Origin of the sequence: Chitinophaga pinensis DSM 2588, assembly GCF_000024005.1 — a bacterium.
Taxonomy (GTDB): Bacteria; Bacteroidota; Bacteroidia; order Chitinophagales; family Chitinophagaceae; genus Chitinophaga; species Chitinophaga pinensis.
The window spans coordinates 5,830,429-5,851,594 of the sequence record NC_013132.1; the positions used below are offsets into that span (position 1 = coordinate 5,830,429).

General features: G+C 46.8%; 22 protein-coding genes. 8 read left to right on the plus strand and 14 right to left on the minus strand.

The genetic code is table 11. The annotated features are described in order from the left end of the window. Nucleotides 1–25 precede the first annotated feature (25 nt). On the plus strand, nucleotides 26–1,525 hold the full coding sequence (locus CPIN_RS23165; protein ID WP_012792276.1) for a MoxR family ATPase: 1,500 nt from the start codon (nucleotides 26–28) through the stop codon (nucleotides 1,523–1,525). Between the two features lie 152 nt (nucleotides 1,526–1,677). After that, nucleotides 1,678–2,988 carry a Gfo/Idh/MocA family protein gene (locus tag CPIN_RS23170; protein WP_012792277.1) on the plus strand — a complete coding sequence of 437 codons (1,311 nt, stop codon included), beginning with the start codon at nucleotides 1,678–1,680 and terminating at the stop codon, nucleotides 2,986–2,988. 68 nt (nucleotides 2,989–3,056) lie between these two features. Here the strand turns inward: CPIN_RS23170 and CPIN_RS23175 are convergent, their stop codons facing one another. The 8 genes from CPIN_RS23175 to CPIN_RS23210 form a co-directional block, all read right to left on the minus strand. Next, a complete protein-coding gene (locus CPIN_RS23175; protein ID WP_012792278.1) occupies nucleotides 3,057–3,545 on the minus strand; it encodes an ankyrin repeat domain-containing protein in 489 nt (162 codons plus the stop codon). A gap of 417 nt (nucleotides 3,546–3,962) precedes the next feature. Then, on the minus strand, nucleotides 3,963–4,874 hold the full coding sequence (locus CPIN_RS23180) for a metallophosphoesterase family protein (RefSeq protein ID WP_012792279.1): 912 nt from the start codon (nucleotides 4,872–4,874) through the stop codon (nucleotides 3,963–3,965). A 94-nt stretch (nucleotides 4,875–4,968) separates the two neighbouring features. Then, complete coding sequence (locus CPIN_RS23185) at nucleotides 4,969–5,637, minus strand: ATP-binding cassette domain-containing protein (protein ID WP_012792280.1); 669 nt, start codon at nucleotides 5,635–5,637, stop codon at nucleotides 4,969–4,971. Beyond that, a complete protein-coding gene (locus CPIN_RS23190; RefSeq protein ID WP_148230625.1) occupies nucleotides 5,637–5,942 on the minus strand; it encodes a hypothetical protein in 306 nt (101 codons plus the stop codon). Before CPIN_RS23190 ends, CPIN_RS23185 begins: the two co-directional genes overlap by 1 nt. Before the next feature lie 101 nt (nucleotides 5,943–6,043). After that, on the minus strand, nucleotides 6,044–6,550 hold the full coding sequence (locus tag CPIN_RS23195) for a GNAT family N-acetyltransferase (protein WP_012792282.1): 507 nt from the start codon (nucleotides 6,548–6,550) through the stop codon (nucleotides 6,044–6,046). 237 nt (nucleotides 6,551–6,787) lie between these two features. Next, nucleotides 6,788–7,213 carry an ester cyclase gene (locus tag CPIN_RS23200; protein WP_012792283.1) on the minus strand — a complete coding sequence of 142 codons (426 nt, stop codon included), beginning with the start codon at nucleotides 7,211–7,213 and terminating at the stop codon, nucleotides 6,788–6,790. A 69-nt stretch (nucleotides 7,214–7,282) separates the two neighbouring features. Beyond that, nucleotides 7,283–8,164, minus strand: coding sequence for a helix-turn-helix domain-containing protein (locus CPIN_RS23205; RefSeq protein ID WP_012792284.1), 882 nt, complete (start codon nucleotides 8,162–8,164; stop codon nucleotides 7,283–7,285). 24 nt (nucleotides 8,165–8,188) lie between these two features. After that, entirely contained in the window at nucleotides 8,189–9,247 is a 1,059-nt protein-coding gene (locus tag CPIN_RS23210) for an SDR family oxidoreductase (protein WP_012792285.1), read from the minus strand. 85 nt (nucleotides 9,248–9,332) lie between these two features. Between CPIN_RS23210 and CPIN_RS23215 the strand changes: the two genes are divergently transcribed. The 3 genes from CPIN_RS23215 to CPIN_RS23225 all read left to right on the plus strand — a co-directional run bounded on the left by CPIN_RS23215 (nucleotide 9,333) and on the right by CPIN_RS23225 (nucleotide 11,695). Continuing rightward, nucleotides 9,333–10,166, plus strand: a complete 834-nt coding sequence (locus tag CPIN_RS23215) for an AraC family transcriptional regulator (protein ID WP_012792286.1) — start codon at nucleotides 9,333–9,335, stop codon at nucleotides 10,164–10,166. A 114-nt stretch (nucleotides 10,167–10,280) separates the two neighbouring features. After that, entirely contained in the window at nucleotides 10,281–10,991 is a 711-nt protein-coding gene (locus CPIN_RS23220) for an enhanced serine sensitivity protein SseB C-terminal domain-containing protein (protein ID WP_012792287.1), read from the plus strand. 98 nt (nucleotides 10,992–11,089) lie between these two features. Beyond that, on the plus strand, nucleotides 11,090–11,695 hold the full coding sequence (locus CPIN_RS23225; RefSeq protein WP_012792288.1) for a YjaG family protein: 606 nt from the start codon (nucleotides 11,090–11,092) through the stop codon (nucleotides 11,693–11,695). Nucleotides 11,696–11,826: 131 nt separating this feature from the next. On the opposite strand, the gene CPIN_RS23230 is transcribed toward CPIN_RS23225, so the two are convergent. Together CPIN_RS23230 and CPIN_RS36950 are read right to left on the minus strand one after the other, a co-directional pair. Then, on the minus strand, nucleotides 11,827–12,702 hold the full coding sequence (locus CPIN_RS23230) for an SDR family NAD(P)-dependent oxidoreductase (RefSeq protein ID WP_012792289.1): 876 nt from the start codon (nucleotides 12,700–12,702) through the stop codon (nucleotides 11,827–11,829). Nucleotides 12,703–12,786: 84 nt separating this feature from the next. After that, nucleotides 12,787–13,401, minus strand: coding sequence for a TetR/AcrR family transcriptional regulator (locus CPIN_RS36950; protein WP_052306865.1), 615 nt, complete (start codon nucleotides 13,399–13,401; stop codon nucleotides 12,787–12,789). A gap of 51 nt (nucleotides 13,402–13,452) precedes the next feature. Here CPIN_RS36950 and CPIN_RS23240 point away from each other — a divergent pair, with 51 nt between their 5' ends. Together CPIN_RS23240 and CPIN_RS23245 are read left to right on the plus strand one after the other, a co-directional pair. Continuing rightward, complete coding sequence (locus CPIN_RS23240; RefSeq protein ID WP_012792291.1) at nucleotides 13,453–14,196, plus strand: DUF92 domain-containing protein; 744 nt, start codon at nucleotides 13,453–13,455, stop codon at nucleotides 14,194–14,196. Nucleotides 14,197–14,289: 93 nt separating this feature from the next. Beyond that, complete coding sequence (locus CPIN_RS23245; RefSeq protein ID WP_044222263.1) at nucleotides 14,290–14,865, plus strand: GNAT family N-acetyltransferase; 576 nt, start codon at nucleotides 14,290–14,292, stop codon at nucleotides 14,863–14,865. 135 nt (nucleotides 14,866–15,000) lie between these two features. On the opposite strand, the gene CPIN_RS23250 is transcribed toward CPIN_RS23245, so the two are convergent. The 4 genes from CPIN_RS23250 to CPIN_RS23265 all read right to left on the minus strand — a co-directional run bounded on the left by CPIN_RS23250 (nucleotide 15,001) and on the right by CPIN_RS23265 (nucleotide 20,525). After that, nucleotides 15,001–17,568, minus strand: a complete 2,568-nt coding sequence (locus CPIN_RS23250; RefSeq protein ID WP_012792293.1) for a BamA/TamA family outer membrane protein — start codon at nucleotides 17,566–17,568, stop codon at nucleotides 15,001–15,003. A gap of 366 nt (nucleotides 17,569–17,934) precedes the next feature. Next, nucleotides 17,935–19,485, minus strand: coding sequence for an MFS transporter (locus CPIN_RS23255; protein ID WP_012792294.1), 1,551 nt, complete (start codon nucleotides 19,483–19,485; stop codon nucleotides 17,935–17,937). A 267-nt stretch (nucleotides 19,486–19,752) separates the two neighbouring features. Continuing rightward, nucleotides 19,753–20,067 (minus strand): hypothetical protein, encoded by a 315-nt coding sequence (locus CPIN_RS23260; protein ID WP_012792295.1) that lies wholly within the window; start codon nucleotides 20,065–20,067, stop codon nucleotides 19,753–19,755. Next, complete coding sequence (locus CPIN_RS23265; protein ID WP_012792296.1) at nucleotides 20,064–20,525, minus strand: MauE/DoxX family redox-associated membrane protein; 462 nt, start codon at nucleotides 20,523–20,525, stop codon at nucleotides 20,064–20,066. The genes CPIN_RS23260 and CPIN_RS23265 overlap by 4 nt, the downstream gene beginning before the upstream one ends. Nucleotides 20,526–20,560: 35 nt before the next feature. Here CPIN_RS23265 and CPIN_RS23270 point away from each other — a divergent pair, with 35 nt between their 5' ends. Further along, complete coding sequence (locus CPIN_RS23270; RefSeq protein ID WP_012792297.1) at nucleotides 20,561–21,160, plus strand: Crp/Fnr family transcriptional regulator; 600 nt, start codon at nucleotides 20,561–20,563, stop codon at nucleotides 21,158–21,160. Nucleotides 21,161–21,166: the final 6 nt, after the last annotated feature.

The window sequence follows — 21,166 nt, forward strand, 5'->3', positions numbered from 1 at the left end:
GATAGAATAATCCATTAATACAAACATGAATATCAACATAAGTACGTTAGGTGAATTAAAGAAGAGTGGATATAAACCTAAATCCGTTAAAGAAGAGATCAGACAAAACCTGATCCGTAAACTCCAGCAAAAAGAAAACGCATTCCCCGGTATCATCGGCTACGAAGACACCGTTATTCCTGATACGGAAAGAGCCCTGCTCTCCCGTCATAATATCCTGTTCCTCGGTCTCCGCGGACAGGCAAAAACTCGTATGGCCCGGCAGATGGTTTCCCTGCTGGACGAATACATTCCCATCGTGGAAGGTTCTGAAGTGAACGATAGTCCCTTCGAACCACTCTCCCGTCACGCACGTGATATCGTTGCCGAACTGGGTGACGCCACGCCTATCTCATGGGTACACCGTGACCAGCGTTACAGCGAAAAACTCGCTACGCCGGATGTATCCGTAGCTGACCTCGTCGGTGATATCGACCCGATCAAGGCTGCTAACATGAAACTGAACTATGCAGACGAGCGTGTGATCCACTTCGGTATCATTCCACGCTCCAACAGAGGCATCTTCGTGATCAACGAATTGCCCGACCTGCAGGCCCGTATACAGGTATCCCTGTTCAACATCCTCCAGGAAGGCGATATCCAGATCCGTGGTTTTAAAGTACGTATGCCACTGGATATTCTCTTCGTGTTCACTGCAAATCCGGAAGACTATACCAATCGTGGTTCCATCGTAACGCCACTCAAAGACCGTATAGAAAGCCAGATCATTACACACTATCCGAAGAATATCGAAAACTCCCTGCTCATTACCGAACAGGAAGCCAATGTACATGATGAACAACGCCATGTACATATCAGCGATATGATCAAGCGCCTTATCGAACAGGTGGCTTTTGAAGCGCGTAACAGTGAGTACGTTGACAAAAAGAGCGGTGTATCTGCCCGTCTGACCATCGCCGCTTATGAAAACGCAGTGAGCGCAGGCGAACGCAGAGCCATCATCAACAAGGAAAAAGAAACTTACGTACGTATAGCCGACCTCCAGGGTATTATTCCGGCCATTACCGGTAAAATAGAGCTGGTATATGAAGGCGAACAGGAAGGGCCGTTACAGGTGGCCGTAAATCTCCTCGACAAGGCCATCCGCAGCGTCTTCTCCCAGTACTTCCCGAACCCGGATTCCTTCAAAAAACGTAAACAGAGCGCTGCTGGCGAGAATCCTTACAGGGCGGTTATCCAATGGTTTGATAAAGGCAATGCCGTACAGTTATTGCAGGATGTAAATGATAAGCAATACGAGACATCCCTTCAGAAGGTAGATGGTCTGAAAGAGCTGATCAAAGGGAAATTCCCACATGCCAATAACAAAGAACAGTTACTGCTCATGGAATTCGTATTACACGGCCTCGCTTCCTACTCCCTCATCAGTAAAAAGGTGGTGGAAAACGAGACCCGCTTCAGTGATCTCCTTGGTACCATGATGAACTTCGGTTCCGGTACAGAAGAAGAAAACGACGAATTCTAAACCATACTTCCTTCCGTAACGGAAACGCGGAATATTGGACGATATATACTCAAATTGCTGTTGCATCTTACAGCCGAAGTATCTATCTTTCAGTATTCCGCGTTTTGCATTATATATGCCGCGTTTATTGAAAACAACTATCAACTACAGTTATGAACAACTCAAGAAGACACTTTATCCGCTCTGCCTCTACCCTTGTCGCAGGAGCTGGATTAGTCGGTGCGTTGCCCTCCGCTCTCCGCGCAGTTGCCCCCAGTGATAAGATCAATGTCGCCGCTATCGGCATCAACGGAATGGGCTGGTCAGACCTCACCGCTATTCTCAAAAACCCGTACGCACAATGCGTCGCCCTCTGTGATGTTGACAAAAATGTACTCGATAAACGGGCCGCAGAACTGGACAAGAAGGGCCAGAAAGTAAAGACCTATGGCGACTACCGTAAATTACTGGAGGACAAATCCATCGATGCCGTGATCATCGGTACGCCCGATCACTGGCACTGCCTCCAGATGACTGACGCCGTATCCGCAGGGAAAGACGTTTACGTCGAAAAGCCCATCGGTAACTCTATTGCAGAGATTAAAGCCATGCTGTATGCCCAGGAAAACACCAAACGTGTCGTACAGGTAGGTCAGTGGCAACGTAGTCAGCAACACTTTAAAGACGCCATCGCTTTCGTACATTCCGGTAAACTCGGACAAGTCCGCCTGGTCAAAGCCTGGGCCTATATGGGCTGGATGCACTCCATTCCAAAACAACCAGATGGTAATCCCCCTGCAGGTGTAGATTACGCTGCCTGGCTAGGTCCTGCGCAAAAGCGCCCTTTTAATCCTAATCGCTTCCATTTCAATTTCCGCTGGTATTGGGATTATGCTGGCGGACTGATGACCGACTGGGGCGTACACCTGCTCGATTATGCATTGTTAGGCATGAAGGCACAGCACCCGCAGTCAGTAATGGCTGCCGGCGGCAAATTCGCTTATCCTGATGATGCGGCTGAAACACCGGATACACTGACAACAGTTTATCAGTTCGACGGCTTCAATATACAATGGGAACACGCTATCGGCATAGACGGCGGTCCTTACGGCCGTGATCACGGTATTGCCTTCATCGGCAATAACGGTACACTGGTACTGGATCGTGGCGGATGGGAAGTGATCCCTGAAAAAGATAAAATGGAAGCAGTGCCACGTCAGAAGTCCGTGGACAATGGCCTGGACAAACATGCCACCAACTTCCTGGAAGTAATTAAGTCCCGCAAACTGGAAGACCTGAACACGCCACTGTCAGCCGGCGCACACGTCGCTACTATTGCCCAGTTGGGAAATATCGCTTACAAAACAAGCCAGAAGCTACACTGGAATGGCGCTACCGGTGGATTCACTGAAAAAGAGGCCAACAAATACCTCACACCTGAATATCACAATGGTTATAAACTGCCTAAGTCAACCATGAAGTAATACGATAAAAGGCGTTCCGCTGGAAGCAGAACGCCTTTTGTCATTTATCAACCTAACACTATAGTTTACTACTTTTCAATTCCTGCTGCCTCCAGCATTTCCACTCCTGCTGCATTTCCCTGTTGTGCTGCCAGATCAGCGGCAGTCATCCCTCTATTCTCCCGGATATTGATGTCCGCACCAAAATCAAGCAATAGCTTTATCATATCATTCCTTCCAAACATCGCGGCAAACATCAACGCAGTACCGCCATTGCCATGTTGCAAGTTCAGATCAGCGCCATAACCAATCAGCAACGTTGCTATTTCCGGATAACCTTTGAAACTTACGCCCATCAGAGAAGTGTTTCCACCATAGTCTGCCGCATTTACATCTGCACCTGCTTCGAGCAATAATGCAGCTGCCTCGATCTGGTTATTATAGGTGGCAATGATCAGGGGTGTATATCCACGACTGTCGCGAACATTCAGATCCTCTATTTTACTGATGTTTTCCTGCAAAAAAGTGATGTCGCCGGTTCTTGCCGCATTAAAAAATTCATTGACAATTGCACTCATGGGAATAGATTAATTGGGTTTATCGCTTTGAATGATAAAGCATCCTGCACTGCCTGCCAGGCACACAATGCGGCGCTTTATTTTAGCTATTCAATATCAATGCCGCTTTATCAAACCATACACACGTGCCAGCGTTAATGCACTCAAGCATCACTAATCCTACTATCATTCTGTGCTATTCAGACGCGCGCCAAAGTATTAAACAGCTGTATCAAATTGAAAATCAATCAATAAACCTGTTACTGCCAAATGTCTTATAACTTCTTTCCCTGTCCAGCAGCAATTATTTCATCAGTGGCGGCAATTTCTTCTGCTTGCTTCCCTTCATCTACCTAATGTAGAATATATATAAGAAGGTGTGAAATCAATCAACATATCCCTCCTCTCCTTCGGGAAACATATCATCAAATGTTCCCTTTATTGATAATGCACGTACTTTTCAGTAAAACTGCCATCTGCGAACAATTCCAGTAATCCATAACCAGGCGCCGTCTCCCTGTTATTTCCTTTCCACCACGCGCCACTCACCGCTCCATCACACAGATACGCCACATTGTTATATACCACTTTATCCTTCAGGTGTATATGCCCGCTCAGACATAATTTCACATTCGGATACTGGTAAAACAACCGGATAATATCCGCCGTATCCGTATGCATATCGCCACCCAGCATTTCCCACCTGTTCACAATATTATCCTGTACCATCAGGGTGGCCGTCAGGATCGGAATATGTGACAACACACATACCGGCGTCTGTGCATCCGTTGCTTTCAGTTCATCTGACAGCCATATCATCTGTGCCTCTCCCAGTTTACCGATATACCAGGTATCGTCTACATCCAGGTGTACACTGTCCAGTACGATAAACTTCCAGCCGCCTTTCGTAAAACTGTAATAAGGTGAATTCAGCTGTAACTGATCCAGCGAATATTGCTTACCGTACACCGCCTGCCCTTTGTTGTTTTCACTCCACCAGATGTCGTGATTACCCAGGGCATAATGTACCGGCAGACTACACTCCTCCTTCATGATCGTATGCAGTAATTTCCATTGTACATCGATGGTCGAAAGGTTCTCTTTGTTCATATCAAACACAATGTCGCCACCGTTCAGTATCATATCTACCTTCGGCTGCTGCGACTGAATATGATGCAGACATTTCCTGAAAAAATCAGGCGCGCCTGCTTTATCATACAGGTGCACATCTGTAATATGCGCTACACGTAATACAGGCTTCTTCTCCGCATCAGCTGCGAAAGATGGCAGTGATACAGCCGGAGCTAATAGTAAACCGCCAAATCGTTTGAACAATGATCTTCTTTGCATAAAACACGCTTTAATGCCCACAGGACAAGGCGCGAAATTTGCATATTCCGGGCGTATTTCCGCCCCATTCAGCAGATTTAACAATATGTTCTTCTCACTCGCACCGCATCCGCAGAAAATAATCCTTCTCCAGCAACTCTGCCCGGTTCATCGTAATCGTCACGCCCCATTCCATATAATAATACGCATCCGCCAGATCCAGTACATGATCATACATATGATCCGTGATCAGGAAGCCTTTTCCTTTCGCAGCTTCCTCGCGTATCAGGTCTTTGATCGTATCAATATGCAATGGCATGATGTGCGTAAATGGTTCATCCAGCATCACAAATTTTACCGGAGAACAGATCAGCACAATAGTGGTCAGCATACGTATTTGTCCGCCGGAAAGCGATTTCACCGCTGCCTGCTCTTTTCCTTCAAACTCCGGGAAACAGGCCGTTACCCGTTCCCAGGGTACATCATAAGACCGGGCAAATGCGCCTGCTTTCAGCGGAGCCGGTACAAAAGGGAACTGTGGCAGATACCTGACCAGTCCCGGTACTTTGTATGCAGCCCTGCTTAACTTCTTACCGTTGTATTGCACAAAACTGAATTCCGCAGTCTGTGCACCAAACATCACGCGCATCAAACTGGACTTACCCGAGCCGTTCCGGCCTACCAGTATATGAATACGACCACTGATCATCTTCATATAGCCGCCACTGATAACCATCTTTGTTCCATAAGATAGCGTCACGCTATCCGTTTCCAGTATATCCATTAACTATAAAATGAAGTGAGGGTTAGCGCAGTAAACAACAACAGGAAATCTATCACAAAGGCAGTCCCTGTCAGCAGGTAAGGGCCGAGACCAAGATTGAAGAAATAATATCTTTCTTTCCGCTGATGGGCAACATAGGCGGTCATGCCAAAAGCAATGGCTTTCAGACTAAGGATCGCAGGCAATATGCCGAGGTGCTTCGTAGCATTGCTATGATACACCCAGCAGGCACAAAGGATCAGCAGTATTCCGGGAACCAGGAAAAACGAACGGTAATAGAGGAACAAACCGCGTATTCTTGCCATAAACTGTACACAGGATGATTGGCCATCCTTCATTACAATTTATCAATATTTATTGCTGGTTATCACCAGCCGCACTGCCAAATAATTGTTAAAATCAGTGCTTAAATAGCCGTACCGGCATTTTCACTTTCCTTTTCTAACATCATTGAAAGGTATACAGCGTCGCTGATAGGGTTGTCGTAGTACGCAGCAATAGGCTGGAAACCCAGGCTGGTATACAATTCAATAGCGGGGCGCATATGTGCCAGCGTATCCAGCAACATACGTTTATAGCCCAGTTCCTTTCCGGCTTCAATAGCTTTGATGGCCAGCGCTCTGCCTACGCCATGTCCTTTGAAAGCATCGCGTACAAAGAGCCGTTTCATTTCGCAGGTAGCGTTTTCAAACGGTCTTATGCCGACGCAACCCGCCGGATGTCCGTCAACCAGGGCAATAAACAATGCTCCCGCGGGCGCTACATAATTGGGTTCAGGTAAACTGATCAGTTCTTCTTCGAAGCCCTGAAAACTAAGATCTACACTCAACCAGTTGGCGTACTCGCGGAAAAGGGACTTCACCTGTTCCAGCGTCTTAACATCTTCTTTTTTTACTGCTACAATTTCCAACATACCTCGTTTATTTTTGTTTATAGAAAACACAAAAGCCTCCTGAGCATCAGAAGGCTTTTAATTCTGAGTTCCGGAGAACTCCTACTGTAAACGATATAATTAATAAATTAACTCATTGTCAGCATTCTCAACATCACCAGGTCAGCCTTCTGCTCACCACCCTCTTCAGTTAGGGGGGGTAACAAATATAATAAAATTTAGTCAAAAAAAACAGGGTTGGAAGAAATACTTTGGATACTATTTTTCTGCGCTATTTATTGCCTTTAATTCCGCTACCAGCGCTGCCATTGTGTTTACGCCCCAGTGTTCATAGTACTTTCCGTCACGTACCGTGACCATATCCATCACCCTGATACTTACAGGCTGATGCGTAGCCGGTATACCCATAAAAGTACCTTTGTGGGTGCCTGAAATAATCTTGAAAGTGGTCACCTTATCCCCTTCTGCCACCTGCTCATAGATCGTTACTTTAAGGTCGGGAAATGCAGGGCGCAGTATATTGTTGAAGGTGTGTAACATACCGGCTGCTCCTTTATCCATCCCCGGCATAGCGGTATGATTGATAAACGCAGGATCCATGATTTCTTTGAAGCTCTCCAGGTTATTTTCCTCAATGATTTCCTTGTTAAATCGCCTTACCACGGCCTTGTTCTGTGCTGTCATATACTTTGATTTTATACAGCAAAAGTAGTCCGCAGCAGGCCCTTCCTGTTAGTCCTCACCGTCCAGAATTTATGCCTGGACGTTCATATTTTGTTCCTGGTAAGCCGATGGTGTCATACCAAATACCTGGCGGAAGGCTTTCGTGAAACTGGAATGACTTTCATATCCCACCTGGTCATATACATCGCCTGGTTTGGCTTGCTGATCCAGCAGCAAACGGGCGGCCACCTGCATTTTCTGCTCCAGTAACCAGCGCTGCGGAGAAGTGCCATAGATCTTCGTAAACCTGCGTTTAAAAGTAGACAGCGACATACTGCACAGAAAAGCCAGTTCCTCCACAGTCACCGGTCTGGTGATATTCCCTTCCACCGCCTTCCTGATCTCAAAATCCTGCATACTCCCCGTCGCATTGGCCTTCAGTTGTAATAGCGTCTCCGGTGCAGTCTGTAACAGATACAGCAATAGCTCTTCAAACTTCAGGATACAGATTTCCTGGGGCAATGGCTGTCCCAATTGTAATAAATGTCTGACTGACTCTATATAGTTCCGGAGAAAAACATCTTTTTCAAAAGTGATGAATGAAGCAGCCGGTAATTGCTTATCCTGCTGTTGTGCCTGTACCAGGCGGTCGTATTTCATGTAAAAATCCAGGAGGGCGTCATCGCTGAAATACAGGAGTACGGACTGAAAATTGCCGTTATCCGATTTTACGTTTGTCGTCAGACAACTACCGGCTGCCAGGAATAAGATCGCATTGTCATTGACGGTGGTTGTTTGTCCGCCGTAAATAACCGTCTTACGTCCTTCTATCAGTAAATTAATCATGTTCCTGTGCAGGATCACACGATTCTTTTTAGTATTGCAGGGAGAAGTATATGGCCGGATCAGTATCCGGTCTTCCGCGCGGTATTGCGCCGGATTGAGATCCTGAGGAAGATTGATGACATTCATTCCTGCAAAGATCACAAAAAAGGATCAGGGAATGATACGACGCTGCCTGAAATCGTCAAAGATGCGGAAAAACATTTCCTTCGTATCGACGTATTCATGAAATCCTGCCCTGCGGGCCTTACTGCCATCCGCAAACATGTCATAATCCCAGGAAAACACAAAATCTGCAAAACCCCAGGATGATAACTGCTCATAAGGAATAGCGGCCAGCTGGTATTGTTCCTGTATCTGTTGCCACAGCGCAGCCTTATCTGCCATGATCACATTGAGGGTCATTGGTAAGGGTGGCGCCACTTCCAGCTCAAAATAACGGGCTATTTCCGGCCACATTTCATTCCAGCGGAATAAGTCCCCATTGTTGATATTAAATGCCTCATTCGCGCCCTTGGGACTCTCTGCGGCCCAGGTAGTTGCCTTTGCCAGCAGACCAGCATCTGTCATCTCTATCAGTTTATCATAAGCCCCTGATTTGCCGGGAAAGCGCAAAGGCAGTCCCAGTTGCTTTGAAATGGACGCGTATATAGCGATAGCCAGCACCAGGTTCATGGGATTTCCCAGGGCAAACCCACCGACTACAGACGGCCGGATAGCGGACCAGCTCCATGACTTACCCGCTTGTCGCTTTTCCAGGAATACCTGCTGATCTACATTGAATTCAGGCGGCATATGACCAGCGTCAGACTCTCTGGCCGGTGTTTTGAAAGATCCGAGATGTGCACCATATACCTTGTATCCCTGCATCAGACTGATATGCTGTAAGCCTTTTGCAACAGGTTCTGCCACATTGACCAGGTTTTCCAGCATCGCCATATTAGGTGGTACCAATGCGGCCCAGGTTGGCGCATCTACATAGGCGGCATAAAAAATATGCGTCACAGTAGTCAGACCGCCCAGTTTATCAGTTGTATCTTTTTTATCCAGTAAATCGACCGCTATATGCCTGATATTTCCTTGGGCTTCACCACCCCTGCGGGAAAGTCCGATAATATCCCAATCCCCTGCTGCATCCAGGTGATCTGCGAGATTCCTGCCTATTACTCCCTGTGCGCCCGCTATCAGCGCTACTTTACGGTGTCCGTTCATATGTGTTGATTTATGTCTCAAAATTACTTGTAGCGGCAGGTCCGGCATTTGTATATTGGCAGGGATTATTTGTATTTTGTGTCGTATGCAGCGGTATGTTCAACACGAATTTCTTAAAGTTTCTCACTTCACGACGACGGAATGGCAACACCCATTGCATAACCACAACCATTTCGAACTGATCTTCATACACGAAGGCAGCGGCTTTCATTGTCTCTCCGGTATCCGTCACCCCTATACGGAAAAGTCTATTTTCCTGCTGGCGCCTGCCGATTACCACAGTTTTGAAATCACCACGCCCACTACTTTTACCTTTATCAAGTTTACCAATGTCTATGTCACACAGGTTGGACATTTACCGGAAGAACATCGCTGGAACAGGCATATCGACGAACTCCTGATCTGTAGCCGCAGACAGCAGTTCCCCGTATTGAAATCAGCCGCCGATGCAGATAAAACAGATGCACTGATACGATTGCTGGTCGCAGAATGGCAGGAAACAAAGAATGAAACCAGCGAAACCATCTTCTTTCTTTTACAGACGGTCACGTCCATCCTTCGCAGAAATGTACACGAACCACTGGAAACAGTCGTGAAGCAGGATGAAAAACTGACCGCCATGCTCCATTATATACACCAGCATATCTACGAAACGGAACTGGTACGCCAGGAACACCTGTCCGCCTTATTCGGTCTTTCCAAAAGACACCTGGGCGCTTTCTTCCGTGAGCATACCGGCGTGGCCCTACGGGATTATATCAACCGCTATAAACTGCACATCATCGAAAACCGGCTGAAATACAGTTCATTATCACTCAAAGAAATCAGCCAGGAATTAGGCTTTACCGACCTGAGTCACTTTAATAAGTTCTTCCGGAGCTACCACCAGACCAACCCATCCGCCTACCGGAATAAATAAAGCGGGCTTTTTTTCGGATATGTATCTTTAAATATTATATTTGTATACGATATGTTCTCGCCTGTGACTATTGGCATTGACATATGCCGGCGACTATTCTAAATCCCTATCCGTATGAAATTATTTGACCGTTTCAGGAAAAAACCTACTGAATCCGAAACAACTGTACCAGCAACAAGCGCGACCACGCCTACACCACTATCAGCGGACAGAAATTTTGTAGATGACCTGGTCAGCTACTTCAGTTCAGAAGCTGCTGTGACAGCCGCTTATTTCGGCTTTGCTTACAACAACACATCCAAGGCACATATATTGGTACTGGCGATCGACCACCAGGGAGACGAAGACTCCATACAGGAGATTACCTGGATGATCAAGTCCCAGTTTATGAGCGATACCGAGATCTATTATACCTCCGGTGTGACGAATCCGGAACTGACCGATTACGTTCGTCAGCATAATCTTCCCTTCTATCACAAAGACAATTCCGCCCGACTGCAACAGAAGGTCATGAAACAATGGTTTGACGAAAAGCGGTTCCGTCAGGAGTTGATCGAAACGATGAAAGACTGTGAGGTCTTTACCCTCGCACACAAAATGGAAGATAGCAAAGACCTGATGCTGGCTACTTATGTGCGGGAGCATGGTGAGTTTATTCCGCTGTTCGCAAATGCAGAAATGATTGCCAGAAGTGGGATGGTTAATGTTCCGGATGACAGGGTGATTGTAAAGATGACCTTTCAGCGTATCCTGAATGGGATCAATCCCGGACAACTGTTCATCCTTAACCCTGCTACGCCGTTTGAGGCGGAAATGAGGATCTAGTAGTGTAATTGTTTATCTTGCAGCTGCTATCGGGTTCTTTTACAATAGCCTTACAGGATCACTGACTGTAAAAAACTTTAAAATAGTAGCAACGACACATGACAGAACAACTGGAGGAGCAACTCGAATCACTTTCTCCCAACGATATTTCCCGCTTCAGCCTCGCAGCTGCAGAGACTTTATGGCTGACCTTTAAAAAGATCTACGAAAAAGAATTTGACGGTGATCTCGCAAAGACAGACGTCATTTTTGATAAGGCATGGTTACTGGTAGCCGGTCAACTGAAAGACACGACTGCTGAAGAGTTAGATACAATGGCGCAGGACCAGATCCCGAACCTCGACAATCATATGGAGATCTTCGAATCAGTGTGGCGTTCTACCCTGGCATCTTCCGCACAAAACGCTGCTACAGCTGTATGGATGGCGGTCAGCGGACTCGCAGAAGATCCGATCGATACCTCTTTCGAAGTAATAGATATTATCCGTAATACGCTTGATATCCTGATAAGCACTCAATTAAGTGAAGAGAAAGGAAATGACTACATAGCTGAAGAAGAAGAGATCGAATCGCACGCCCTGTATCAGGATGAACTGCAAAGACAGATAGAAGCTGTACGAGCCTTGAAGAGTGGTAAGATCGCTACGTTCAGGCAGGAGTTTGTGCAGCTGATGCAGCTGAATGAATTAGGAATTGACAATTGACAATTAGGAATTAGGAATTAAGAATTTATAGGAAAAGCGTCCTGCAACTGAATTGTGGACGCTTTTCTATTTATTGAAGGAACATTATGCCATAATTCCTAATTGTTAATTCTTAATTCCTAATTGGCATCTCACGCCGGGAACGCTTTCGGCAAAAACTCCACTGTTCCCTCTACAATCTGTCGCATCGTCTCATTCATTACTTCAATCTTGTCGGTATTGCCACCACCGCCGACTACATTAGAAACAGGTCTTTGACCCTGTGGTAATTCCACCAGTTTCAGCATCACATCAGCTACTTCTTTCGGATCAGGACTTGCAGGAGTTGGTTCGAAGAATTTAAACAGTGCACGTTTGAAATCGAGTACATCTGCACCATACTGACTTTCTACCGCTGCATTGTTACCACTGATACTTTTGGTAGTGATATCGGTGGTCTGATAAGCGCCTGGCTGTATGCTTACCACGTCAATACCGGATGACTTCAGTTCGTAGTGATATCCCATGGTCACCGCATCCAATGCGGCTTTCGTACCGTTGTACGTACTCAGGATAGGGAAATACTGTCTGCTCTGTACACTGGTAACGTTGATGATCAGTCCTTCTTTTTGTTGGTGCATGTACGGCAACACTGCTTTCATGGTACGTTCCGGTCCGATGGTGTTCACCTGGTACAGCAGTTCCGTCTGTTCGATAGACAGGGCCTCTCCTATACCCATAAAAGAAATACCGGCATTGTTGATCAGCACATCGATCCTGCCACCCGATTGTTTTGCGATGTCCGCGATGGCATTGTTAACGGAAGTCGTGCTGGTCACATCCAGTTCTACGACGATCACTTTTACCTGTTGCGTCTTTGCCCAGTCTGTCAATTCCTTTGCAACAGCAGCGTTGACGCCGTTGACATTACGCATGGTAGCGTATACAGTGTGGCCCTTGAGGGCAAGTGTCTTCACGGCAGTCAGCCCGAAACCGCTGCTGCTTCCTGTCAGAATAATCTGTTTCATTATTTGTTTGCTATTTAAGGTGAGTGTACTCTTTACAAAACCTACCTACATACAGGTAGGTAACATGGTCTAAAAAAAATCCTCTCAGGAGGATTGTATTGCTTTTTTGAGTGAATGGAGTGCCATGTCGAAGTATTCCTTTCCCCGGCTTCGTCCGACCAGCAATGCGCCAGGCAGGGTGGCCATCCAGTGATTCGTCATTTCTTCAATGGGCGATGTGAAGTGAAAATCGCCTGATTCCAGGCCTTCTTTCAATACAGCCGCCAGCCAGGAGGAGACTATCTCCGAATATTGCCGGATAGCCAGCTGCATCCGTTCTGTTATTTCGTTAAAGGAGGCGCTGAAGGTACTGATCACACAGAGTTTCTGACCGCCTTTAAAGTATTCCTCATAGGCACAGATAAGAGCATCCAGTTTGTCCATAGGGGCTGCTTTCTTCGTTCGCTGGATAAAATCCAGGAAATCCTGTCTGTCCTTCTCTATCACTGCCATACCCAGGTCTTCCTTGGATGGATAATAGTGATGTATGGAAGCATTTTTGATCTTCAGCTCCAGCGCGATCTGTTTATAATTAAAGGAATGGTAGCCAATCCTTTGCATATGCCCCCTTCCCAGTTCAACGATCCGTTCTTTCGTATTCAGCGCTGTGCTCATGATAATATCATCTCTGTTTGACAATGCAAACATACCTACTTGCATGTAGGTAGCCAAATTTTTCTTTGAGAATTATTTTAATAGATTTGCCGCCCTATGGAATTACCAACGCCAGACAGCGGCCTCTTCTTCGCCACCCTGTTTTTTTACTTTGTTATCGCCGGCGTAATCATTTATTGCCTGCGTATCGGTAAACTGACCTTTCCGGCGGCTATTGCAGCCCTGCTGATTGGTGTATTTATAGCAGTTGGTGATGGCGCTAAAGGCGTCTTTTTACTGTTTACCTTCTTTGTACTGGGTGTATGGGCCACGTCTCACCGGAAAGATCTGAAAGCAAAAATAAGTACGGAAGGCGACCATCCCCAGGGAAGGACTGCCGGACAGGTATTCGCGAACGGCGGTGTAGCCGCAATTGTGGCGTTATTGAGCCTGTTCGCTCCCGGCCCTGCTCACTTATATCAACTGATGCTGGCTGCCAGTCTGGCATCAGCACTCGCCGATACCCTCTCTTCCGAACTGGGCATGGTATACGGCCGTAATTTCTTCAATATCCTCAGCTTTAAAAAAGAACCCAAAGGACTCGATGGCGTCATCAGCCTGGAAGGTACCCTGATAGGCGCCGCAGGTGCCGCAATTATCTCTCTTATCTATGATGGTTTCAGCCAGCTGAGTCTGATCGTACTGATAGCCGGCGTCCTGGGTAATCTGGCCGATTCACTGCTGGGCGCTGCATTCGAACGTAAGCACCTGATCGGTAACAACACCGTGAATTTTCTGAACACTTTATTTGCCGCATTAGTGGCTGCACTGCTGTATGGCTGTATCCTCTACGCAGGATAAGCCCTGACAACCTGTATAAGCTGCTGGTTTTTGTCCGTGATTTTCTTTATATTCATTACCGGCAAGTTACCTTACATCAAACAGCTTATCATCATGTCCCGCGTTACTGAAAACAGAGACCTTGTGTTTGACAAATTTCCTACGATACGAACACCGCATCTGGAACTGATTCAGATTACAGAGGCGCATGCGGAAGATCTGTACAAACTATTCGGCGACAGCAATGTCACCCGCTTCTATAATCTCACACCACTGGAATGCCCGGATGACGCTCACCGGCTGATCGATCATTTCCGGAAGCGTTTCGAATCCAAAGCCGCTATCCGCTGGGGTATTCGTTTGAACGACCGGAAGGATATCATCGGTACTGTAGGCTTTAACAACTTCACACCAAAACACCGCGCCAATATCGGTTATGACCTGCAATATGCTTACTGGAACAGGGGGATCTGTACAGAAGCCTTACATGCTATCATCAGCTTTGGCTTTCATGCGCTTAATATCAATCGTATTGAATCAGAAGTTATGGAAGGAAATGCCTCTTCTATCCACCTGATGCATAAAATAGGGTTTAAACACGAAGGTACCTTGAGGGATTGGATGTATTGGAATAACAGGCATTATGATATGCTGATGTTTTCCCTGCTACGCTCCGATCCACATCAATGATCCTTTTCACTGCATTCTCCGGCGTTGTCAGGGGATTTTACTTTCGCACAATAGTGCCTGCCAAACGTCTGGGCGCCAAAATACTGATGACTGGCTGAGACATTCACTTGTCAGCAATACAAAAGGGGCTGCGAATTAAAATCTGAAGCCGGCAGTTATATAAGGCAGCGCTCCTTCTTCCGAAAAGCCCACTGCGGCCTGTATTAAAAACAGATCTACCGGCATGATATACAAGCCGCCGCCATAACCATCATGCCACCTGTGAGACGTCTCTCCCGGCATCCATACCCTTCCCAGGTCATTGAAGCCAATCAGTCCCACGGTACCAGGAATCAGATAAGATGTGAAATCAAAGAGTTTCAGCCGCAGTTCAAAATTATGATACACGGCCGTCTTACCGATAAAACGGTTGGTATGAAACCCGCGTAATACCTGTGTACCACCAAGCGCCATCATCTGAAAATACGCCGGATCCCCGAAGGTGGTTCCTGCCGCAATACGGTTCGCCATCACCAGTGTAGAATCTCCGATCAGGGGTACATAGAAACTAAAGTCTGTCGTCAGTTTACCATATCGTTTATGCTCACGGTTCGTCTGCTGCATACCTGTTAATTCTGCGTGCCAGTTGATGCCTCTGCGCGGCATCATTACGCCGTTGCGGGTATCTGCTTCTATAGCAGTCACCAGACCGGCATACAGTCTGTCGTCAAATACATGTGCATCCGGGACTGCACTGTTGTACGCACCCAGGAATTTCCGGCTATTATTTGCTTCTCTGCTGGTGTAATACTGTCCGGCGATACCTGCACTGACGGTCAGGTGCGGAGCAATCGTACGATACAATCGCACATCACCATTTACCAGGTCATATCGGTTACGATAGTACGTAATATCCATTTCGTCATCATTGACAAAAACAGACTGATTCCCTAATCCGAAGAAATTGCTCAGGTTATGCGGACCGCGGGACAGGATATTGATCCGCAGGTCATTTTTGCCGATCAGTTGTTTATAGTCCGCCAGGTATTGCAACAGGAAAGCCTGTCTGCCGGTAACATAACTGACGATCAGCTGATGTTGTTGCGCATAAGGTACCTTCCGGAATCCCTGCTTTTCATACATGGTATTTACGCGCAACATAAAGCCCTGGTCAGGGTTATATTGTATAGAGGGTAAGGGTCCGAAGCGGTCGAACAGAAAGCTGCGCCTGTTGTAGCTATTTACCACTGTATCCTTCCCGGTACGGATCTTTGCATCTCCTCTCGGAGGAAGATGATTCACTTCGTCAGAACGGTCATAGACATAAAGCCGGCCTTTACGGGGCACATTATCTGCGACAGCAAAACTATCCACACCATCCCCGCCAATCATACGGATACGGATAGGAGAAGATTCCTGTCCGCTTACCGAAAAGATATCGTGTCCATCCATCCCGTACAACCTGACCTCTTTGGTGACAGCCGGATCAAAATCACGTTTATAGATAACACCATCCAGTGTGCCTTCTTTCTTCATTTTGTTGATGGTCACCAGCACATGCCCATTTGCTTGTCGCTGGATATCAAAAAACTCATGTTTATCGGAAGCCGGTACATCTGTATATATAGACAGGAATTTATAGTAGCTGACCGCTTCCTTTTCCAGTGCATCACGACGGGCAATAAAAGCACTGATGATCTTTTCTCCGGAGAGTGCGAAGATCGTGTCCGGCATCAGGCGGACGGATTGTCTTATCAGACTGTCCGTCAGCGTAACCTGTATATTATGGATCTGCTCCCGCCAGTCGTCTTCGCTGAGGCCATTCAGGAAGTAGCGGTCAAAGTAACGGGCGTTGAAATTAAAACCCTTGATATCCCTGATATGATCATGATAGCCCTGGAACTTGGATTTCAGCCATTGGTGAGAAATGATCCAGGGAAAAAGACCGGTGGTATTGTAGTATACCTGGTCCCTGTCACGCGGTACAGGTGTGTAATCCACGCGTTTATCTTCCTTTACTCTTTCCCAGCGCCACTGGTCTTCGTGACGGTCCCAGTCACCCAGCAACATATCCAGCAAACGGGCTCTTAACACGATCTGCTGATAGACATGCACGTCATTATCTTCTTCCAGCTTGCGCTGTGTTTTTTCGGTATTGTCTGTACGCTCGGCATCTTCAGGCTCTCTTTCTTCAAAGAGGAAAACCGCATTGGCAAAGTCTTTCCTGTATTCGCCCAACGCAGGATCATCAGGAATATATACGATCTGTGGATTGGCATGAGGAATCCCCAGGGCAGCTGCCAGCGGAGGTACTGTCAGCGAGGAATAGGGATGTGCGGTGACTACCTGGTCCTGGAGGATGTCTTTGGTGATGGTTGCCCGCAGATTGGGGGGCAATCCTCTTTCCGGGTATTTCTGAATCGTACGGAGCACCCATTCATGCCCTTCCTTGTCCTTTAAACGAAGTGACTTGGTTTGCAGACCTCCACCTCTCTGTTCGATGATCAGTCCACCTTTTTCTTTCTCCAGGTAAAAGACTTTCATCTTCACCGGCGCGGCCCATAATTTACGATAGCTCTCACCAAACAGCGTCCGGTGTAAGCCACTCACACTGTCATAGGCAGGAGAAATAGCGACCGTAATACTGTCGCCGGCAGGGCTTTGTGCCTGCACCGTGGAAATTGCCAGAACAGCCAGCGTGGTAAAAAGTCTATATAGGCTCATGCAGTTGTATTGTAAAATTTTGCTGTACTTCCTTATTTTGCACGGAAGAAACGAAAAAAAACGGATAGTTAGCCCATTTTCACCTCCGGGGTCATTCACTTATCAAAAACAGGAAGAGAAGAAACATTGTTCTTCGCCTCGCTATGCTTTTATGCCGCCGCCTGTATTTACAAAGTAAAACAAGTCCGGCAAACATGGTTTCTCTGATACAAAGGGCGTACCGGTCTGCCGTTTCAGATCGGTCAGTTAAAGGAAAAGCAGCTGTTATGCCTTTTTTAGTATGTTTAGAAAGCGGAACACTGAGCCGTAGGATTGATACTCAGCACCTGCACTCAACCGTGTAGGTTATTAGCTCACAGGGAAAGATTAGTCCTGTTTTGTTGTTGTGACGGCACTGTTCCTTACAAACAATACCGCCATCAATGCACCCAGAAAGCCCAGCACACCGGAGATGCGCATGATCTTACCATAAGCGTCAATAAAACTATCGTGATACAGTTGCCTTACTTTTTTGCTATCTGCTTCATTTAATACAGCAGGCGGGCGGGCATTTCCCAGTTCAGCCGCCTGTTGTACCACTTCCTTCCTGTCCTGTTCTTTCAAGGATAAAGCCGGTAGTTCTCTTTGTAGAAAGCCGGAAAAGAACAATACGGCCATCGCACCGAAAATAGCATTGGCAAAGACGCCTGCAATACGGGACAATGCATTGTTGATACCTGATGCCGTGCCTGAATAATGATCACTCACAGCGCCCATCACGGTTGCTGTCAACGGCGCTACGGTAAAAGACATACCTAAACCAAAGACGACAATCCCTGGAAAGAAGGTGGTAAAATAGGCCCCAGGTCCAGGGGTTTGTTTGATAAAGGATAAGATCAGTAATCCCGCGCCGGCAATAGCTGGTCCGATGGTCAGCAGCAAACGCGGACCATACCTGTCTGCCAGCGTACCTGCAAAACGGGCTACCAGTACCATCAGAATGGTGAAGGGTAAAAAGGTCAGTCCGGATTGCAACTGATCATAACCCTGTACCTGAACCAGGTTCAGTGAGAGGAACAACATGCCTGCGCTTAACCCTGCATACAGGAAGAAAGTCAGCAGATTGGCTCCTGAGAAGGTCATATTCTTAAACAGGGATAAAGGCATCATGGGATGTGGACTCCTGCGTTCAATAATAACGAAGATGATCAGCAATAATACACCCAGGCCCAATGAAAGCAGGACCTGCCAGTTATTGAAACCGGTATCGGGAATGCGCAGAAAACCAAAGGTCACTGCTGCCAGTCCGGCGGCAATTGAAAATGCGCCTGCAAAATCGAGTGTCTTATCCTGTGTATCATCAACGCTCTCTTTTACCTTTCGCCATAAGATCAGCACAGCGACAATACCGATGGGTACATTGATAAAAAAGATATAACGCCAGTAGCCGGCATCTGCGAGTGCGCCGCCTAATACGGGACCGCCAATAGTCACTACAGTCGTAAAGGCCGACCAGGTACCGATTGCCTTACCCCGCTCCTTTTCATGTATGGAAGAAGATATGAGCGACAGGCTACCGGGTATCATCAGGGCGCCTCCGATACCCTGTAACATTCTGAACAATATCAGTAAGGTAACATCACCAGCGATACCACAGGCAGCAGAACCGGCGATAAAGATCAGGATACCGGCAATAAAGACTCTTTTGCGGCCCAGTCTGTCACCCAGCGAACCTCCGATCAACATCAGTGCTGCCAGCATCAGTAAATAAGCATTCAGGATCCAGAAGAGATCTGTACCGGAGGCGTGCATACTTTTCTGAATAGAGGGTAATACGACATTGAGCGCGGTGCCGTCAATAAAAGCCATAGCGGAAGCCATAATTGCGGAGATCATGATCCATCTGCCGGCGGCACTGGAAAGGGGTACTGTTGCCATTACAGCAATTTAGTTAAAATTCAGCTGGCCTGAGGCGGCATCAGCAGGCAAACGTGGATTTCGGCATGTGTTCCGATGATTCCGGCAGCGGATTAACAGCATTAAAAAATCTATCCTCGTTCGTTGGCTGTAGGCTTTCATATGTATATTTTCGCTGGTGGTGATCATTTCCACAAGAGACTGTCAGCCGCACGTTCTCTTCAGGTTGACGACAGGATAAACAGACAGAGACGCCCTACTTAAGGACGCCTCTGCTGTAAAACTGATTTACTGATAGAACCTTACCTGTCCTGAAGTATTGGATACAGGGTTAGAGCCGTTTTTAATTGCGATCAGGTCACGCAGCAATGCTGGTCCGATATCAGGAGTTCCTTGCATGTCTGGCGCTTTAATACCACAGAAGCTTGTACCGAAACCGTTACATGTACCTATAGGGGCATAAATATAATTGGCTGCGACAGTGATATCCTCATCAATAGGGACAAAAGATCTGTCAAATGCGACTTTCCCGCCGGCTTTGGTAGCGAAAGCGCCGGTACAGGCGATGATCAGTGCAATCAGGGAAAAGGGAATCTTTTTCATTGGAGATATTGTTTTTTATGTTTAAAAATGGATGTGAAATCTATAGGAAGCGGTATATGAAGAAAAAGCGCAGTTTCTGCGAGCATGGTAAAAATAATATTGAACAAGAGGTGCCATTCCCAGTCCATGAAACTGAACACGCCACTACAGCTGCAGGGGAGTTTCCTGTCAGACAATAAAAACACAGCTACATAGGCGGTAAAGGCCAGCATCGTCATAAACGCCATCCATAATCCGCTGATCCGTGTCCGCGGCATGATAAGCATGATGGCAATCAGCAATTCTATCACCGGTAATGTACCTGCCATATAAGGGGCTGTATACGATAACAGTGGCCACGGCGACAATATCAGGTGGTTTCTGAAAAGCTCATAGTCGAGCAGTATGGATACGCCGGCATAAGCAAATAAGGACACCAGCAAAGCGGTTAAGCCTTCCTTTAAGGGTTTTTCTGACATAATTTTTTATATTTATTGATCCATTGAAATTCCCGATGAAAAAACAGGACACTGCATACAGTAAAATATGCCGGTATCTGGAAGCCCGGCGTATCTTCATCAATGAGGCTGAACAGGCTACTGTGCGGTCCGTGACCAGACACAGGATCATTCCTAAGCACACGGTTATTATGGAACAGGGGAAACCTGTGGAAAGTCTTTATTTCCTGAATGCGGGCATCGTTCGCCTATACCGTATTCATAACAATGTTGATTATACGCTGGGGCTTATATCAAGCAACGATTTTATTTCGACCCCATTGTACCTGGCCAACGGCGTACCCTCCACCTGTGCGCTTGAAACGCTGACCGATGTGGACCTTCTTGAATGGAACAAAGCTGATATGCAGACACTCAAACAGGAATTCCATCAGGGTTATGAGCTGGAATTATCTATTATGGACCGTTTACTCAGCTGGTTGCAAAGCCTGCAGATCGACGCCATTTGCCTTAGTGCGGAAGAGCGTTATCTGAAGCTGATAGAAGAACAGCCTGAAGTGATCAGAGCTGTTCCGCTGAAGTATATCGCCTCCTTTTTGTGTATCCATCAGGACAGTCTGAGTCGTATCAGAAAGATGATCCGGCCGAAAGGGTAATGCGAA

What these genes read in the sequence shown, in the direction of transcription:
- CPIN_RS23165 (WP_012792276.1), top strand. Translation starts at nt 26, where the DNA reads ATGAATATCAACATAAGTACGTTAGGTGAATTAAAGAAGAGTGGATAT.
- CPIN_RS23170 (WP_012792277.1), top strand. Translation starts at nt 1,678, where the DNA reads ATGAACAACTCAAGAAGACACTTTATCCGCTCTGCCTCTACCCTTGTC.
- CPIN_RS23175 (WP_012792278.1), bottom strand. Translation starts at nt 3,545, where the DNA reads ATGAGTGCAATTGTCAATGAATTTTTTAATGCGGCAAGAACCGGCGAC.
- CPIN_RS23180 (WP_012792279.1), bottom strand. Translation starts at nt 4,874, where the DNA reads ATGCAAAGAAGATCATTGTTCAAACGATTTGGCGGTTTACTATTAGCT.
- CPIN_RS23185 (WP_012792280.1), bottom strand. Translation starts at nt 5,637, where the DNA reads ATGGATATACTGGAAACGGATAGCGTGACGCTATCTTATGGAACAAAG.
- CPIN_RS23190 (WP_148230625.1), bottom strand. Translation starts at nt 5,942, where the DNA reads ATGGCAAGAATACGCGGTTTGTTCCTCTATTACCGTTCGTTTTTCCTG.
- CPIN_RS23195 (WP_012792282.1), bottom strand. Translation starts at nt 6,550, where the DNA reads ATGTTGGAAATTGTAGCAGTAAAAAAAGAAGATGTTAAGACGCTGGAA.
- CPIN_RS23200 (WP_012792283.1), bottom strand. Translation starts at nt 7,213, where the DNA reads ATGACAGCACAGAACAAGGCCGTGGTAAGGCGATTTAACAAGGAAATC.
- CPIN_RS23205 (WP_012792284.1), bottom strand. Translation starts at nt 8,164, where the DNA reads ATGAATGTCATCAATCTTCCTCAGGATCTCAATCCGGCGCAATACCGC.
- CPIN_RS23210 (WP_012792285.1), bottom strand. Translation starts at nt 9,247, where the DNA reads ATGAACGGACACCGTAAAGTAGCGCTGATAGCGGGCGCACAGGGAGTA.
- CPIN_RS23215 (WP_012792286.1), top strand. Translation starts at nt 9,333, where the DNA reads ATGCAGCGGTATGTTCAACACGAATTTCTTAAAGTTTCTCACTTCACG.
- CPIN_RS23220 (WP_012792287.1), top strand. Translation starts at nt 10,281, where the DNA reads ATGAAATTATTTGACCGTTTCAGGAAAAAACCTACTGAATCCGAAACA.
- CPIN_RS23225 (WP_012792288.1), top strand. Translation starts at nt 11,090, where the DNA reads ATGACAGAACAACTGGAGGAGCAACTCGAATCACTTTCTCCCAACGAT.
- CPIN_RS23230 (WP_012792289.1), bottom strand. Translation starts at nt 12,702, where the DNA reads ATGAAACAGATTATTCTGACAGGAAGCAGCAGCGGTTTCGGGCTGACT.
- CPIN_RS36950 (WP_052306865.1), bottom strand. Translation starts at nt 13,401, where the DNA reads ATGCAAGTAGGTATGTTTGCATTGTCAAACAGAGATGATATTATCATG.
- CPIN_RS23240 (WP_012792291.1), top strand. Translation starts at nt 13,453, where the DNA reads ATGGAATTACCAACGCCAGACAGCGGCCTCTTCTTCGCCACCCTGTTT.
- CPIN_RS23245 (WP_044222263.1), top strand. Translation starts at nt 14,290, where the DNA reads ATGTCCCGCGTTACTGAAAACAGAGACCTTGTGTTTGACAAATTTCCT.
- CPIN_RS23250 (WP_012792293.1), bottom strand. Translation starts at nt 17,568, where the DNA reads ATGAGCCTATATAGACTTTTTACCACGCTGGCTGTTCTGGCAATTTCC.
- CPIN_RS23255 (WP_012792294.1), bottom strand. Translation starts at nt 19,485, where the DNA reads ATGGCAACAGTACCCCTTTCCAGTGCCGCCGGCAGATGGATCATGATC.
- CPIN_RS23260 (WP_012792295.1), bottom strand. Translation starts at nt 20,067, where the DNA reads ATGAAAAAGATTCCCTTTTCCCTGATTGCACTGATCATCGCCTGTACC.
- CPIN_RS23265 (WP_012792296.1), bottom strand. Translation starts at nt 20,525, where the DNA reads ATGTCAGAAAAACCCTTAAAGGAAGGCTTAACCGCTTTGCTGGTGTCC.
- CPIN_RS23270 (WP_012792297.1), top strand. Translation starts at nt 20,561, where the DNA reads ATGAAAAAACAGGACACTGCATACAGTAAAATATGCCGGTATCTGGAA.